Raw genomic sequence first — 16,134 nt, forward strand, 5'->3', positions numbered from 1 at the left:
CCCCGCGCCCCCGCGGGCTTGTTCCCCCGGGGTGGCTGCCCCGTTTCTTCAACCCCCCCTCCGCCGCGGGGCGCGGCGGTGGGCTCCCCCCTCCCCCCCCGACACGAACGGGAAGATGGGAGGATTCGGAGCAATGCTCCGCGAAAGGACAGGTGATGGCAGGTGACATCGGCGAAACGCTGACCGCACTCGAAGCGGTGGTGCACGACCGCCTCGCCGCGGGCGACGGCGCCGCTTCCTATGTCGCGAGCCTCGCGGCGAAAGGACGCGGCAAGATCGCGCAAAAGCTCGGCGAGGAAGCGACGGAGACGATCATCGCCGCGCTGACCGAAGACGATGCGGCGCTGACCGGCGAGGCCGCCGACCTCGTCTTTCACCTCACCGTGCTGCTCGCCGAGCGCGGCCTCGGCTGGGACGCCGTCGCCGCCGAACTCGCGCGCCGCCACGGCACCTCGGGCCACGCCGAAAAAGCCAGCCGCACCCAATAGGAGCCACCCATGCCGATCGACGCGACGCTTCCCTATGACGACAGCAATATCTTCGCGCGCATCCTGCGCGGCGAACTGCCGTCGAAGACCGTCTATGAGGACGACCATGCCCTCGCTTTCCACGACATCAATCCGCAGGCGCCGCTGCACATCCTCGTGATCCCCAAGGGCGCCTATGTGAGCTGGGACGATTTTTCGGAGCGCGGCAGCGACGCCGAAATCACGGGCTTCGTCCGCGCGGTGGGCCGGGTCGCGCGCGACGCGGGCCTCGTCGCGCCGGGCTATCGCCTGCTCGCCAACGTCGGCCCCAACAGCCACCAGGAAGTGCCGCACCTCCACGTTCACATCTTCGCGGGGCAGCCGCTGGGACCGATGCTCGTCCGCTAAGCCGGCGGCAACATCCCCTCTTTCGTCACCCCGGACTTGATCCGGGGTCCCGCTTTCACCGTCGCTGAGCGGGACCCCGGATCAAGTCCGGGGTGACGATGTGGATATAGCGCTGCGCAATAATTCCGATCTGTCTATGATCCGCATCACAGCCTTTTCGCGCGCTGCGGTTAACCGTGCGCGCTGTGCGGCGACGGGTGGACAGACGCCCCTGTTTCCAGCAGGATAGGTCTGGGCTCACCGGGGAGACGACGCAATGGCAATCGGATGGCGCGCATCGGCGAAGGCATTTGCCGGCAAGGCGCGGCTTGCCTTGATGATTCCCCTCGCCGCCGCGCTCGTCGCGGCGGGCGGCGACACCGTCCCGCAGGTCACGCTCGCGACTCCCGGCTCGGCGGGCACCGGCGACGGCACGATCAGCCGCTTCACGCTGCGCTTTTCGGAGGACATGGTGCCGCTCGGCGATCCCCGCGCCAGGCCCCCCGCGACCCACGACTGCAAGGTGCCCGCCGACGGCCGCTGGGTTGACACGCGCACTTGGGTGCTCGAATTCGAAAAATCGCTTCCCGGCGGCATGAGTTGCAACGTCGATCTGCGCGATGACCTCACCACCGCGCGCGGCGTCAATGTCGTCGGCAACAGCCGGTTCGAGATCGACACCGGCGGCCCCTCGGCGCGCGCGGTGCTTGCAGGCAATGGTTATGGCGACATCGAGGAGGAGCAGGTCTTTCTCGTCGCCACCAATGTCGCCGCCGACCGCGCCTCGGTCGGCCGCTTCGCCTATTGCGCGGTCGACGGCATCGGCGAGAAGATTCCGGTCGACGTGCTGAAACCCGAGACCGCCGCCACGATCCTCGACGGCATCGGCGACCAATGGTCGGCGCAGTCGTTCACCCAGGACGCCGGCCTGCCGCTGCGCCTGCCCGCCGCGGGCGCCGACCGCGAGGCTGCGCTGGCGCGCGTCGTCCCGGTCAAGTGCCGCCGTCCGCTGCCCCCCGGACGCGAGATGGCGCTCGTCTGGGACGCGCGCATTGCGCAGGCCGGGGTGCCCGGCCGCACCGCCGGCCGCGACCAGCGCTTCGACTATGACGTCCGCCCCGCCTTCACCGCGAAAATGTCGTGCAGCCGCGTCAATCCGCAGGCGGGCTGCAACCCGCTGAAGCCGGTCAACGTCAGCTTCGCCGCGCCGGTCGCGCGCGACGTCGCGCTCGCCGCGACGCTCCGCACCGCCGACGGCAAGACCATCGCCGCGAAGATCGACGACGACGACAAGAACGACGCCTTCCTCGAACGCGTCCATTTCGACGGCCCACTGCCGCAGAATGTCGACGCGACGCTGATCCTTCCCGCCGACATCGCCGACCAGAGCGGCCGCCGCTTGCAGAACCAGTCGAACTTCCCGCTGAAATTCCACATCGACAGCGCCCCGCCGATCGTCAAATTCGCCGCCGAATTCGGCATTCTCGAAGCGTCCGAGGGCGGCATTCTGCCCGTCACCGTGCGCGGGGTCGAGGCGTCGCTGGTGCAGGCGAACCTCAAGATGCCCGCGACCGCGCTCCGCGTCGGCGACGACGATGCCGCGATCGCGCGCTGGCTGAAGCGCGTCGCCGACGCCGACGACACCGACTATCGCGAGGAAAAGGACCGCAGCGGCAAGGACGTCACCGTCAACTACACCGGCACGAAATCGGTGTTCGAAGATGCCCCCGCGGGCGGCGACCGCCGCAATCTGACGCTCGCTCCGCCCGCCGGCGGCAAGGAGTTCGAGGTCGTCGGCATTCCGCTCACCGAAAAGGGCTTCCACGTCGTCGAGATCGCCAGCCCCGAGCTCGGCGCCAAATTGCTCGGCCGCAAGGCGACGCGCTACGTCGCGACCGCCGCGCTCGTCACCAACATGGCGGTGCATTTCAAATGGGGCCGCGAAAGCTCGCTCGCCTGGGTGACGTCGCTCGACACCGGCCTCCCCGTCGCGGGCGCCGAGGTCCGCGTCACCGACAGCTGCACCGGCCGCCTGCTCGCGCGCGGCACCGCCGACAAGGCCGGCCGCCTCGCTTTCCCCAGCGGCCTGCCGCAGCCCGAAACCTATGCGAGCTGCGAGGCCGATCCCGCCCCCGCGAACAGCGAGGGCCATGCGCTGATGGTCAGCGCCCGCTCGGGCGACGATTTCAGCTTCACCCTGACCGACTGGGGCGACGGCATTCGCCCCTATGACTTCGACCTTCCCTATGGCTGGTCGGAGCGCACCGACATTCTCCACACGCTGTTCGACCGTGCGCTCGTCAAGGCGGGCGAGACGGTCCATATGAAGCATATCCTGCGCCGCCCCGTCGGCACCGGCTTCACCACCCCTCAGCCGATGGCGGGCAAGCTCCGCCTCGTCCACCGCGGATCGGACACCGAGTTCGAGATGCCGTTCAGCATCGACGCGGGCGGCAGCGGCGAGACGACATGGAATGTCCCCGCCTCCGCCCCGATGGGCGATTACGAGCTCGTCTTCGTGACCAAAGACAAGGACGGCAAGGACAAGAGCATCTGGTCGAACCAGTCGGTGCGCGTCGACGAATATCGCCTGCCGACGATGAAGGCGACCGTCACCGGTCCCAAGGAATCGCTCGTGCGGCCCGCGCAGGTGCCGCTGTCGCTGTTCGTCGGCTATCTGTCGGGCGGCCCCGCGCCGAATCTGCCGGTCGAACTCCGCTCGACCTTCCGCGCCGCCTGGACCGCGCCCGAAGATTATCGCGACTGGGATTTCGACGGCCAGCCGGTCAAGGAAGGCGTGATCCAGCTCGACGACAGCGGCGAGGAGCCCGAGGCCGACATGCCGCTCGCGCGCTCGGTGCCGCTCACGCTCGGCACCGACGGCACCGCGACGACCAATATCACCGTCGATCAGCCGATCGTCGAGCCGACCCAGATGGCGGTCGAGATGGATTATGAGGATGCGAACGGCGAGACTTTGACCTCCAGCCGCCGCATCACCCTCTACCCTTCGGCGGTCCGCCTCGGGCTCAAGACCGACGGCTGGCTGATGCGCGACAACGACCTGCGCCTCAAATTCGTCGCGCTCGACCTCGACGGAAAGCCGATCGCCGGCCAGCGCGTCCAGGTCGCGCTCTACAACCGCGAGATCATCACCGCGCGGCGGCGCCTGATCGGCGGCTTCTACGCCTATGATAACCAGATGCGCACGACGAAGCTCGCGACGGCTTGCAGCGCGACGACCGACAAGCTCGGTCGCGCGAGCTGCGCGATGGCGCCCGGCGTTTCGGGCGAGGTCACCGTCGTCGCGACCACGCAGGATGCCGACGGCAACGAGGCGCGCGCGGTGCGCTCGGTCTGGCTCGCGGGCGATACCGACTGGTGGTTCGGCGGAGACAATGGCGACCGCATGGACGTCATCCCCGAACAGCCGCGCTACAAGGCGGGCGACACCGCGAACTTCCAGGTCCGCATGCCCTTCCGCGAAGCGACCGCGCTCGTCACCGTCGAGCGCGAGGGCGTGCTCTCCAGCTTCGTCGTGCCGCTGAAGGGCACCGACCCGGTCGTGAAGGTCAAGCTGCCCGCGACTTACGCGCCCGACGTCTATGTCTCGGTGATGGCGGTGCGCGGCCGCGTCACCGGCGAGGAAAGCTGGTTCCGCAAGATGAAACGCGCGGTCGGCTTCCAGATCGAGAATAGCGAAGGCGCGCCCCCAACCGCGCTCGTCGACCTCGCCAAGCCGAGCTACCGCCTCGGCATCGCGCGGATCAAGGTCGGCTGGGAAGGCCATCAGCTCGGCGTCAAGGTCAAGGCCGACAAGGAAAAATACGCGATCCGCGAGACCGCCAAAGTGGGCGTCGAGGTCAAGACCCCCGGCGGCAAGCCCGCCAGCGGCGCCGATGTCGCTTTCGTCGCGGTCGACGAAGCCTTGCTTCAGCTCGCCCCCAACGAAAGCTGGAAGCTGATCGACGCGATGATGGGTGAACGCACGCTCGACGTCCTCACCTCGACCGCGCAGATGCAGGTCGTCGGCAAGCGGCACTACGGCCGCAAGGCGCTCGAACCCGGCGGCGGGGGCGGCGGCGACCTCTCGGGCCTCACGCGCGAGGATTTCAAGCCCGTGCTGCTCTGGCAGGGTCATGTCGCCCTCGATTCCAAGGGCCGCGCGAGCGTCGATGTGCCGATGTCCGACAATCTCTCCGCCTTCCGCCTCGTCGCGATCGCCACCGACGGATCGCAATATTTCGGGACCGGCGAAACGAGCGTGCGCACCGTGCAGGATCTCGGCGTCTTCGCGAGCCTGCCCGATCTCGTCCGCACCGGCGATGCCTATGACGCGCGCTTCACGCTCCGCAACGGCACCGACAAGGAGATGACGGTGACCGCGACGGCAACGCTGTCGCCCGCGGTCGCGACCGCGCCGCCGCTCACCGTGACGATCCCGGCGGGCGGCGCGGTGCCGGTGAGTTGGCAGATGACCGCGCCCGACGCCACCGGCCCGATCCAGTGGACGATCGACGCGGCGTCGAAGGACGGCAAGGCGCGCGACCGCCTGGTCTTCGACCAGAGCGTCGAGCCCGCGGTGCCGGTCGAGACCTGGGCCGCGAGCCTGTTCCGCGTCGGCCCCAACACGACGCTGCCGATCGCGATCCCGGCGGGCGCGCTGCCCGGCGGTTACGTCGACGTCGCGCTCGCGGGTACGCTCGCGCCGCCGCTGGCGGGGGTGCGCGACTATATGGCGATCTACCCCTACAACTGCTTCGAGCAGTCGACCTCGCGCGCCGTCGCGCTCGGCGACGTCGGGCGGTGGCAGGCGCTCGTCGGCGCGATGCCGACCTATCTCGATGACGACGGGCTGCTCCGCTACTGGCCGAACGACCGGATGGAGGGCTCGCCCGAGCTCACCGCCTATGTCCTCGCGATCACCGCGGCGAATGGCTTCGCGATCCCGGAGGCACCCAAGGCGAAGATGGTCAAGGCGCTGCAGGCGGTGATCGAGGGACGGCTGACCCGCAAGGGCTACGGCCCCTACGACATCCGCCCGGTCCGCATCGCGGCGCTCGCGGCGCTCGCGCGCAACAATGCGGCGAGCCCGCAGCTCGTCGCGGCGATCGACATGGCGCCGGCCGACATGGCGACCGGCACCCTCGCCGACTGGCTCGTCGCGATCGAGCGCACGCCGGGCGTGCGGGGCGCCGTCGCGCTGCGCACCGCGGCCGAGGCCGAACTGCGCAAGCGCCTCGTCTACGAAGGCACGCGCCTCGATCTCGTCGACGATGCCAGGGCGCCGTGGTGGATGATGACCAGCGGCGACGAGATGGCGATCAAGGCGCTCGAAGCCGTGCTCGGCCGCAAGGGCTGGGAGGATGACGCGGGCAAGCTGATGGTCGGCGTCGCGCAGCGCCAGCGCAAGGGCCATTGGGACACCACCCCCGCCAATGCGTGGGGCGCGGTCACCGTCCGCCGCTTCGCCGAGCTTTATCCGGCAAGCGCGATCACGGGCGTGACGAACATCAGCCTCGCGGGCGCCACCGCCTCGCAGAGCTGGCCGCTCCCGGCCGAAACGCCCTCACCGCTGCGCGTCGCGCTCGCCGCGGCAACGATGAGCCTCAGCCACGAGGGCACCGGCGCCCCATGGGCAACCGTCAGCGTCAAGGCAGCGGTCCCGCTCAAGGAACCGCTCAACGCCGGCTATCGCATCAAGCGCTCGGTCAGCGTCGTCAAGGCGGCCGACCCCGCCCACCTGACGCGCGGCGACGTGATCAAGGTGCGGATCGAGGTCACCGCCGCCGCCGGCCGCACCTGGGTCATCGTCAACGACCCGATCCCGCCGGGCGCGACGATCGTCGGCAACCTCGGCGGCCAGTCGGAAATGCTGGCCGAACAGGCGAGCGGATCGAACTGGCAACCAAGCTATGTCGAACGCGGCAAGGACAGCTGGCGCGGCTATTACGGCTGGATGCCCGCGGGCACCCACGCGGTCGAATATGTCGTGCGCCTGAACGGCTCGGGCCGCTTCACCCTGCCCCCGACGCGCGTCGAGGCGATGTATTCGCCCGCGATCCGCGGCCAGTGGCCCAACGCGCCGATGACGGTGGCGGCGGCGGCGCGGTGATGAAGCCGCGGCGCGCCATTCAGTCTCCGTCATTGCGAGCGGAGCGAAGCAATCCAGAGCGGCTTGTCACACGCTGGATTGCTTCGCTTCGCTCGCAATGACGAGGTGATTGGTGGCACGCGCCATAGACTCGCAGCCTGACGATGACTGAACACACACCCCGAAAACGCCGCTGGTTCGACGCGCTGGCGTGGGCCGCACTCGCCGCGCTCGTCCTCACCACCGCCGCGCATCTCCTCACCCGCCCGCCGGCGATGCCCGATTACGCCGCCGTCCGCGCCGACTGGAAATCCAGCGAGGCCTGGCTTTACGACCGCGACGGCCGCCTGCTCGACAGCGAGCGGGTCAATTTCGAGCGCCGCCGCCTCGCCTGGGTGCCGCTGAAGGATATCAGCCCCACGGTCCGCGATACCGTCGTCGCGGCCGAGGATCATCGCTTCTGGTCGCACGGCGGGGTCGACTGGCTCGCGATCGCCAGCGCGGTCCGTAACCGCTGGACCGGCGGCCGCTCGCGCGGCGCCTCGACGCTGCCGATGCAGCTCGCCGCCTTCCTCGCGCCCGACCTCGCGCAGCCGGGCCAGCGCGGCTGGTTCGCCAAAATCCGTCAGATGCGCGCGGCGCAGGCGCTCGCGTCGGGCTGGACGCACGAGCAGATGCTCGAAGCCTATTTCAACCTCCTCCCGCTGCGCGGCGAGGCGCAGGGGATCGGCGCCGGCGCGCAGAGCCTGTTCGGCAAGAAGCCCGCCGAGATGAACCGCACCGACGCCGCACTGTTCGCGGGCCTCCTCCCCAATCCCGCCGCGAAGGCCGACGCGCTCGGCCACCGCGCCTGCCGCATCGCCAAGGCGGCCGATTGCTCGGCGATCGACGCCGCCGCCGCGACGCTCGTCTCGGGCGAGCAGGCGGCGCGCTTCGATCCCGCGCTCGCGCCGCACCTCGCGACGCGGCTGCTCGACAAGCCGGGCAAGCGCGTCACGACCACCATCGACCGCCGCATCCAAACCGCCGCGATCGTCGCGATGCGCCGCCAGCTCGCGGGCCTGGGCTCGGACCGCGTGCGCGACGGCGCCGTCGTCGTGCTCGACAATGCCACCGGCGACGTCCTCGCCTATGTCGGCGGCGTCGGCCTCAAATCGACCGCCGCGCAGGTCGACGGCGCCAATGCGCGGCGGCAGGCAGGCTCGACGCTGAAACCGCACCTCTATGCGCAGGTGATCGAGCATGGCTGGCTCACCGCCGCCTCGATCCTCGACGACAGCCCGGTTCAGCTCGACACCGCCTCGGGCCTCTATGTGCCCAAGAATTACGACCATAATTTCCAGGGCCCCGTCAGCGTCCGCCACGCGCTCGCCAGTTCGCTCAACGTCCCGGCGGTGCGCACGCTTGTCATCAACGACGTCCAGCTCTTCCGCGACCGCCTGTGGACGCTCGGCTATCACGGCCTCGTCGAGGACGGCGAATATTATGGTTTCAGCCTCGCGCTCGGCTCGGCCGAGGTCAGTCTCGTCGAGCAGGCCAACGCCTTCCGCACCCTCGCCAACCAGGGCCGTTGGTCGCCGGTGCATTATCGCCTGGGCGAGACGGCCGAAGCGCCGCGCCAGATCGTCAATCCCGGCGCCGCCTTCATCGTCGGCGACATCCTCGCCGACGCCTCGGCGCGCGCCGACGCCTTCGGGGCCGACAGCGCGCTCCGCCTCCCCTTCTGGGCCGCGGCCAAGACCGGCACCTCGAAGGGGATGCGCGACAATTGGTGCGTCGGCTTCACCGACCGCTACACCGTCGCGGTATGGGTGGGGAATCTGGAGGGCGATTCGATGCGCGCCGTCTCGGGCACCTCGGGCGCCGCGCCGGTATGGCGCGACGTGATGATGGCGCTCCACGCCGGCAGCCCCGGCAAGCCCCCGAAGATGCCCGAAGGCGTCGAGGCGCGGCAGGTCGCGCTTCCCGGCACGCGCGAGCCGCCGCGCCGCGAATATTTCCTCCGCGGCACCGCACAGAGCGAAATCGCCGCCGCGCCGCAGGCCGCGCGCCGCCCGCGCATCACCAGCCCGGTCAGCGGCAGCGTCTATGCGCTCGACCCCGATATCCCGATCGACCGCCAGAGCCTCGCGGTGCTGGTCAGCGGCGACGTGACGGGATTTCGCCTGATCCTCGACAAGAAACCGCTCGGTGATGCCGATGCGGGCCCGCAGATCCTGCCGCGCCCCGGGATCCATATGCTCGCGCTCGTCGATCCCGGCGGGCGGATGATCGACCGGGTGCGATTCACGGTGCGGTGAACCGCTGTAACGCGCGTGAAATTAAGTTGCGCTGACGCGCGGAGCGGTTAGTCTGCGCCGCCAGGAGAGGGGGCCGTTCGGGCGCCCCAAAGGGGATATTTGATGATATTTGGCCGCGTCAAACCGCTCGACGCCATCCTGGCTACAGCCGAGAAAAAGGGGCTGCATCGCACCCTCGGCGCCTTCCAGCTCACCATGCTCGGCATCGGCGCCGTCATCGGCACCGGCATCTTCGTGCTGACGTCCGAAGCCGCGCAAAAGGCGGGCCCGGCGATGCTGCTGAGCTTCGTCGTCGCGGGCTTCGTCTGCGCGGTTGCGGCGCTCTGCTATTCCGAACTGGCGTCGATGGTGCCCGTCTCGGGCTCGGCCTATACCTACAGCTATGCCGTGGTCGGCGAAATCCTCGCCTGGATGGTCGGCTGGGCGCTGATCCTCGAATATGCGGTGGGCGCCAGCGCGGTCGCGGTCGGCTGGTCGAACCATGCGGTCGGGCTATTGAATTCGCTGGGGTGGCACATACCCGCGGCGATCAGCAACGCCGATGCGCTGATGGCGCATATGCAGCTCGCGCTCGGCGCGGCGCCCAGCGAGGATCTCGACAAGGCGCTCGCGGTCGGCGGCTGGATCAACGTTCCCGCGATCATCGTGATCGGCTTCGTGACCTGGCTGCTGGTGATCGGCACGACCGAAAGCGCGCGCGTCAACGCCGTGCTCGTGCTGATCAAGATCGCCGCGCTGACCGCCTTCATCGCGCTGACGCTGCCGGCCCTCAAATCGGACAATTTCAACCCGTTCATGCCGACCGGAATCGGCAATCCGCTCAGTTCCTCGGGGCTCGGCGTGCTCGGCGCCGCGGCCTCGATCTTCTTCGCCTATGTCGGCTTCGACGCCGTTTCGACCGCCGCCGAGGAAACCAAGAATCCGCAGCGCAACGTCCCGATCGGCCTGATCGGCTCGCTGGTGATCTGCACCATCTTCTATCTGCTCGTCGCATCGGGCGCGATCGGCGCGATCGGCGCGCAGCCGGTCGCCAACGCCGCCGGCCAGATATTGTCGCCGGGTTCGCCGGAGCTCGCGGGCCGCTGCGCAACGCTGGTCGCCAGCGGGTTCGTGGAGCCGCTCGTCTGCTCGAAGGAAGCGCTGGTCCATGTCCTCGAAGCGATCGACTGGCCGTTCGTCGGCCGGCTCGTCGGCCTTGCCGCCGTGCTCGCGCTGCCGTCGGTCGTGCTGATGATGATGTTCGGCCAGACCCGTATCTTCTTCACCATGGCGCGCGACGGCCTGCTGCCCGAAAAGCTCGCCTCGGTGCACAGCAAATATCGCACGCCGCACGTCGTCACCGTCGTGACCGGCGTCTGCGCCGCCTTCGCAGCGGCGGTGCTGCCGGTCGGCAAGCTCGCCGACTATTCCAATGCGGGCACCTTGTTCGCTTTCTTCATGGTCGCGATTTCGGTGATGGTGCTGCGCCGCACCGACCCGAATCGCCATCGGCCGTTCCGTACCCCGCTGGTCTTCGTCGTCGCACCGCTGGCGATCCTCGGCTGCGTCGTGCTCTATCTGTCGCTGCCGCTGACCGCGAAGCTGGTACTGCCGATCTGGGGCGCCATCGGCCTGCTCATCTATTTCGGCTACAGCCGTTCGCGCAGCCACGTCGGCCGCGGGCTGGTCGAGGTGCACGAGCTCGACTCCGACGCGCCGCCGCCGGCAGTGCCCCCGACGCCGTCGTTCGACTGACGGCCGGGACCGTCAAAAAGGGGGGAAAGGGGGCTTCGGCCCCCTTTCTTTTGGCGGGCTCAGGACTGGCTTATTTCAGCATCCATGGCCCGGCACTCCCCAGCCAGCACGGCGTCCGTTATTTTTCGCACAAAGGCACAAAGCCACGAAGATGTCGCGCCAGCCGCGAAGCGGTTTTCCTTTGCGGCCGCGCGGCCAGCCGCGCCGTTGATGGAGGAACGGGCCTGTCGGCCCGAGCCTTCTTCTTCGTGGCTTTGTGGCTTTGTGCGAAACTAAAAAGCGCGGCGTTGAAGGACAACACCAGACCATGGCCCCTGAAACAGGCCCGTCGAAGGGTTCAGAGTGAATAAGTCCGAACCCTCAATAGGGTGTGCGCGGCGCGGTGCCGGGGCGGGTGAACAGCTTGCCGCGCTCGGCCCAGAGGACCAGCGCCAGCCCGACCACTCCCGAAATCAGAAAGGCGTAGGCGAGCGGCAGCGTCGATCCGTCATAGAGCTGGCCGATCGCCGCGCCCATCGCGGCGGCGAGCAAGGTCTTGCAAAAGCTCTGATAGGAGGAGGCGACCCCGGCCATATGGCCGAAATCCTCCATCGCGATCGACCCGAAATTGCTGCCGATGAAGCCGATCAGCCCGACGTTGACCATCATCAGCAGGGTGAACATCCACAACGTCTCGGCGCCGCTCATCGCAACGGCGATCTGCGCGATCGACGTCGCCATGAAGGCAAAGGTCGCGCTCTGCGACACGCGCCGCGCGCCGAAGCGCTCGACGATCGCGGCGTTCGAGAAATTGGCGATCGCGATCCCCGCCGCGACGCAGGCGAAGACCAGCGGGAACCAGCTCTGCGCCCCGAACACCTCGGCGATGATCTGCTCGCTGCTGTTGAGATAGCCGTAGAGCGCGCCCTGCATCATCGCCGACGCGATCATATAGCCCGCGGCGCGGCGATGCCGCGTCACCGTCGCCCAGCCCGCGATCATCGTCCGCGCGTCGAGCGGGCGGATGTCCTCGCGCGCCAGCGTTTCGGGCAGGCGGCGCAGCCACAGCAGCATGACGCAGCCCATCACCGCGAGGACGATGAAGATCGCGCGCCAGTTCGCAAAAGCGGTGATCCCCGCCCCCATGGTGGGCGCAATCGCGGGAACGATCATGAAGACGAGGAAGATCATCGACAGCCGCTTCGCCATCGCATCGCCCGAGAACAGGTCGCGGATCACCGCGACGACGATCACGCCGAGCGCGGCGCTGATCAGCCCGTGCCCGAAGCGCAGCGCGAGCAGCATCGGAAAGCTCGTCGCGAGCCCGCAGCCGATCGAAAAGGCGACATAAGCGAACAGCGCCGGCACCAGCACGCCCTTGCGCCCGAAGCGGTCGGAGAGCGGGCCGTAGAAGAGCGACCCGGCACCGATGCCGAAAAGATAGGTCGAGATGACATATTGCCGGTCGTTGGCGACCGTGACCCCCAGCCCGTCGCCGATCGCGGGCAGCGCGGGCAGCATCGAATCGATGGCGAGCGCGTTCAGCGCCATGACCATCGCCATCATGAACACCATTTCGCGGCCGCCGGGCATATGGGACCGCTGCGGGGATTCGGTCATTTTGTGCATTGCGGCGGCCCTATGCGCCACCGCGCCCGCTTTGGATAGCCCCGGGAGGCCGAAAAGCTATGCAGGGGAGGCGGATAGGGTGTTTTCACGATAGCCACCGGCGGGTTTTGACCGGAAGGCGACATTCCGCATCTCATAATTTCGTCATTCCCGCGAAAGCGGGAACCCAGAGCGTGCGTCGGCTGACCCCACACTGGGTTCCCGCTTTCGCGGGAATGACGATGAAGGGGGCAAGCCGCCATCGGCATAAGCCCGCGCGATATGCGCCCACGAAAAAGGCCGCCCCCTTGCGAGAGCGGCCCTTTCCATTCCGAAACCCGAAAAATCAGGCCTGGCGCGTGCCGGTCATCGCCATCGAGCCGAACGGGCCGGCCTTGATCGTGCCGGTCAGCGTGTCGCCGTCGATCGTCGCTTCGGCCTCCAGCGTCATCGGCATCGGCACCTTCATGTTCATGGTCCAGGTCAGCTTGTTGCCGTCGACCTTGCCATTCTCGACATCGAGCGCCCCCATCGCCCCGGCGTTCTGGCCGGTGAAGCTGCCGCCGTCGCTCTTCACGGTGAAGACCGATTTCTGGTCCCCCATCGGCGACTTGGTGACGCAATCATAATTGCCGTCGACTCCAGACATAAACCTCTCCTACTGAAACCAATGTTAGTTAGCGGGTTTCGCTATTTCCACCGGCAGGCCCAGTCCGTCAAGCTGCGGTTTCACCACCGCGGCATCGCCGACCACGACATAGACGAGATCGCCGGTGCTGAGCGCCTTCCGCGCCGCGGCATCGACCTCGGCGGTCGTCATCGCCTCATAGGTCGCGGGCAGCGTCTCGTAATAATTGTCGGGGCGGCCGAACTTGACGATCTGGCGCATCCCGCCGAGGACATCGCCCGACGTCTCGAAGCTGCCCGGCAGTTCGCGGACGCTGCCGTTCACCGTCCGCTCCAGCTCTTCCTTGGTGACGCCCTTGTCGCCGAGGAATTCGGTGAGATCGGTCTGAAACGCCTTGATCGAATCGCCGGTGCGGTCGGCCTGGACCGGCGCCGAGACGATCCAGCTCACCCGGTCCTGGTCGGAGGTGATGCGCGAGCGCACACCATAGGACCAGCCCTTGGTCTCGCGCAGGTCCATGTTGAAGCGCGACAGGAAATCGCCGCCGAAGATGTCGTTCGCCGACCGCAGCACTTCGAGTTTGTCGCCGCCCTTCGCGCCCAGCACCTTGCCGGCGAGGATCACCGACTGCGGCGATTTCGGCCGGTCGACGAGCAGGATGCGCGGCTGCGGCTTTGGAATCGCGATCTCGAAATGCTTTTCGGGCTTGGCGCCCGCGGGCGCCTTCCAGTCGCCGAAGGCGGTATCGAGCGCCCTGGTGATCTCCTTCAGCGTCGTGTCGCCGACGACGAAGATACGCGCATTGTCGGGGCGGACCCATGCGTCGTGGAACGCCGCGAGCTGATCGCGCGTCGCCGCGGTCACCGCCGCGGCATCGCCCAGGCCCGACGGCGGGATGCCATAGGGATGATCGGCGCCATAAAGCACCGGCATCAGCACGCGGCCGGCGATCGCATTGGGGTTGTTGAGTTCGGCCTTCAGCCGGTTGAGCTGCTGCGCGCGCACGCGCTCGAGCTCCTTCGCCTCGAAGGCGGGGTTGCGGATATAGTCGGCGAGCAGGCCGAGCGACGGCGTCAGATTCGGCTTCAGCGCGAACAGGCTGAACACCGTATCATCGGCGCTCGCCGATCCGTCGATCTGCGCGCCGAGGCGCTCCTTGGCTTCGGCGAAGGCGATCGAATCCTTGCTTGTCGTGCCCTCGTCCATCAGGCTGAGCATCAGCGACTGGGTGCCGAGCGCATTGTGCGGATCGGCGGCATAGCCCGCGTCGAAGCTGACCGCGACCTGCACCGTCGGCACCGTCGTGCGGCGCGCGAAGACGACTTCGATGCCGTTCCGGAGCTTCGCCCGCTCGATCGCCGGGAAATCGAGCGCCTTCAGATCGGCGACCGCCGGCATCTGCGACCGGTCGGCGATCGAGGTCGCGCCCACGGCGCTGCTGTCGGGGCCGACATCGCCTAGCGCCGCGTTCCAGTAACGGTCGGGCGCGACGCCGATGGCTTTCGCGTCGGTCACCGCGCCGCCGCGGTTCTCGCCCCCCTCGGTGCGCTCGCCCGGCGTGTAGGTCAGCGAAAAGACCGGGCGCGACATCCATTTGTTGGCGACCGCCTTCACCTGCTCGGGGGTCGCTTTGGCGAGCCGATCGAGCTCGGTCTTGTAATAGGCCGGATCGTTCGAATAGAGCGCGCCCTCGGCCAGCGTCACCGCCTTGCCGCCGAAGCCCCCGACCGATTCGAGCCCCGCGATCGTGCCGCCGAGATAGCTCGCCGCCGCGCGCTGCAACTCGTCGGCGGTCGGGCCGGTCGCCAGAAAGTCGGCAATCTGGGCGTCGAGCTTGTCGGCGACGACCTTCGGATCGACCCCCGGCTTCACATCGGCCTGAACGATCAGGAACCCTGCATCCTCCAGCGTCTGCGTGCCCGCGGCGACGCTGACCGCGACCGGGTCCTTGCGCACCATCGCATTGTCGAGCCGCGACGAGGACAGCCCGCCGAGCACCGTGGCCGCCATCTGCAGCGCCACCGCATCGGCGTCGTTGAGCCCCGGGATCGCCCACATGCGATAGATGCGCGTCGTCGGGATCAGATCCTTGACCTCTTTCGCGAGCGGCGCGGGCAGCGTCGGGACCGAGGTTTCGGGCGCCTTCACCTGCGGCCCGCGCGGAATGTCGCCGAACCATTCGGTCACCTTCGTCTTGGCGGTCGCCAGGTCGACGTCGCCGGCGAGCACGAGCACCGCGTTGTTCGGGCCGTAATTGTCGGTGAACCACTTCTTCACGTCGGCGAGGCTCGCCGTGTTGAGGTCGGTCATCGAGCCGATCGTGCTGTGGTGATAGGGATGCCCCTTGGGGAAGAGATTCTCGAAAATCTCGTAGCGCAGCAGGCCATAGGGATTATTGTCGCCCTGGCGCTTTTCGTTCTGGACGACGCCGCGCTGGTTATCGAGCTTTTCCTGCGTGATGCCGCCGAGCAGATGCCCCATGCGGTCGCTTTCGAGGAACAAGGCGCGGTCGAGCGCACCGGTCGGCACCGTCTCGAAATAATTGGTGCGGTCGACATTGGTCGTGCCGTTGAAATCGGTCGCGCCGACCTGTTGCAGCGGCTCGAAGAAATCGCCGGGCGCATTTTCGGACCCGTTGAACATCAGATGCTCGAAGAGGTGCGCGAAGCCCGTCTTGCCCGCGGGCTCATTCTTCGATCCGACACGATACCAGACCGACACCGCGACGACCGGCGCCTTGTGATCCTCGTGAACGATGACGCGCAGGCCGTTGTCGAGCGTGAAGCTCTGATAGGGGATATCGACCGCCTTCACGAGTTCGGCGATCGGGGCGGGCTTCGCCTCCTTCGCCTTGGCGAGCGCCGGACCGGCGGCGACGAGCGAGGTCGACAGGGCAAGGGCGATGGCGAATCGATGAAAACGGGGCATGAACTTCCT

At 68.0% G+C, this 16,134-nt stretch carries 8 protein-coding genes; 5 read left to right on the plus strand and 3 right to left on the minus strand.

The genetic code is table 11. From position 1 onward, the window contains the following. Window positions 1-155 precede the first annotated feature (155 nt). The 5 genes from OJI97_RS10060 to OJI97_RS10080 all read left to right on the plus strand — a co-directional run bounded on the left by OJI97_RS10060 (window position 156) and on the right by OJI97_RS10080 (window position 10,982). Window positions 156-488: a phosphoribosyl-ATP diphosphatase gene (locus OJI97_RS10060; protein WP_297663138.1), complete on the plus strand. Its 333-nt coding sequence runs from the start codon at window positions 156-158 to the stop codon at window positions 486-488. Between the two features lie 9 nt (window positions 489-497). Then, window positions 498-875: a histidine triad nucleotide-binding protein gene (locus tag OJI97_RS10065; RefSeq protein ID WP_297663139.1), complete on the plus strand. Its 378-nt coding sequence runs from the start codon at window positions 498-500 to the stop codon at window positions 873-875. Between the two features lie 256 nt (window positions 876-1,131). Next, window positions 1,132-6,969: an MG2 domain-containing protein gene (locus OJI97_RS10070; RefSeq protein ID WP_297663140.1), complete on the plus strand. Its 5,838-nt coding sequence runs from the start codon at window positions 1,132-1,134 to the stop codon at window positions 6,967-6,969. A 143-nt stretch (window positions 6,970-7,112) separates the two neighbouring features. Further along, a complete protein-coding gene (pbpC, locus tag OJI97_RS10075; RefSeq protein WP_297663141.1) occupies window positions 7,113-9,248 on the plus strand; it encodes a penicillin-binding protein 1C in 2,136 nt (711 codons plus the stop codon). Between the two features lie 102 nt (window positions 9,249-9,350). Further along, window positions 9,351-10,982 carry an amino acid permease gene (locus tag OJI97_RS10080; RefSeq protein ID WP_297663143.1) on the plus strand — a complete coding sequence of 544 codons (1,632 nt, stop codon included), beginning with the start codon at window positions 9,351-9,353 and terminating at the stop codon, window positions 10,980-10,982. 360 nt (window positions 10,983-11,342) lie between these two features. Here OJI97_RS10080 and OJI97_RS10085 read toward each other — a convergent pair whose 3' ends face one another. From OJI97_RS10085 to OJI97_RS10095, 3 genes are all read right to left on the minus strand, one after another. Continuing rightward, window positions 11,343-12,554, minus strand: coding sequence for a multidrug effflux MFS transporter (locus OJI97_RS10085; RefSeq protein WP_297663145.1), 1,212 nt, complete (start codon window positions 12,552-12,554; stop codon window positions 11,343-11,345). Window positions 12,555-12,915: 361 nt separating this feature from the next. Further along, entirely contained in the window at window positions 12,916-13,218 is a 303-nt protein-coding gene (locus OJI97_RS10090) for a hypothetical protein (protein ID WP_297663146.1), read from the minus strand. Between the two features lie 24 nt (window positions 13,219-13,242). Continuing rightward, on the minus strand, window positions 13,243-16,125 hold the full coding sequence (locus OJI97_RS10095; protein ID WP_297663147.1) for a pitrilysin family protein: 2,883 nt from the start codon (window positions 16,123-16,125) through the stop codon (window positions 13,243-13,245). Window positions 16,126-16,134 lie beyond the last annotated feature (9 nt).

This window comes from Sphingopyxis sp., assembly GCF_025869345.1.
Taxonomy (GTDB): Bacteria; Pseudomonadota; Alphaproteobacteria; order Sphingomonadales; family Sphingomonadaceae; genus Sphingopyxis.

Coding starts and splice junctions, on each gene's coding strand:
- OJI97_RS10060 (WP_297663138.1), top strand. CDS start 156: ATGGCAGGTGACATCGGCGAAACGCTGACCGCACTCGAAGCGGTGGTG.
- OJI97_RS10065 (WP_297663139.1), top strand. CDS start 498: ATGCCGATCGACGCGACGCTTCCCTATGACGACAGCAATATCTTCGCG.
- OJI97_RS10070 (WP_297663140.1), top strand. CDS start 1,132: ATGGCAATCGGATGGCGCGCATCGGCGAAGGCATTTGCCGGCAAGGCG.
- pbpC (WP_297663141.1), top strand. CDS start 7,113: ATGACTGAACACACACCCCGAAAACGCCGCTGGTTCGACGCGCTGGCG.
- OJI97_RS10080 (WP_297663143.1), top strand. CDS start 9,351: ATGATATTTGGCCGCGTCAAACCGCTCGACGCCATCCTGGCTACAGCC.
- OJI97_RS10085 (WP_297663145.1), bottom strand. CDS start 12,554: ATGCCCGGCGGCCGCGAAATGGTGTTCATGATGGCGATGGTCATGGCG.
- OJI97_RS10090 (WP_297663146.1), bottom strand. CDS start 13,218: ATGTCTGGAGTCGACGGCAATTATGATTGCGTCACCAAGTCGCCGATG.
- OJI97_RS10095 (WP_297663147.1), bottom strand. CDS start 16,125: ATGCCCCGTTTTCATCGATTCGCCATCGCCCTTGCCCTGTCGACCTCG.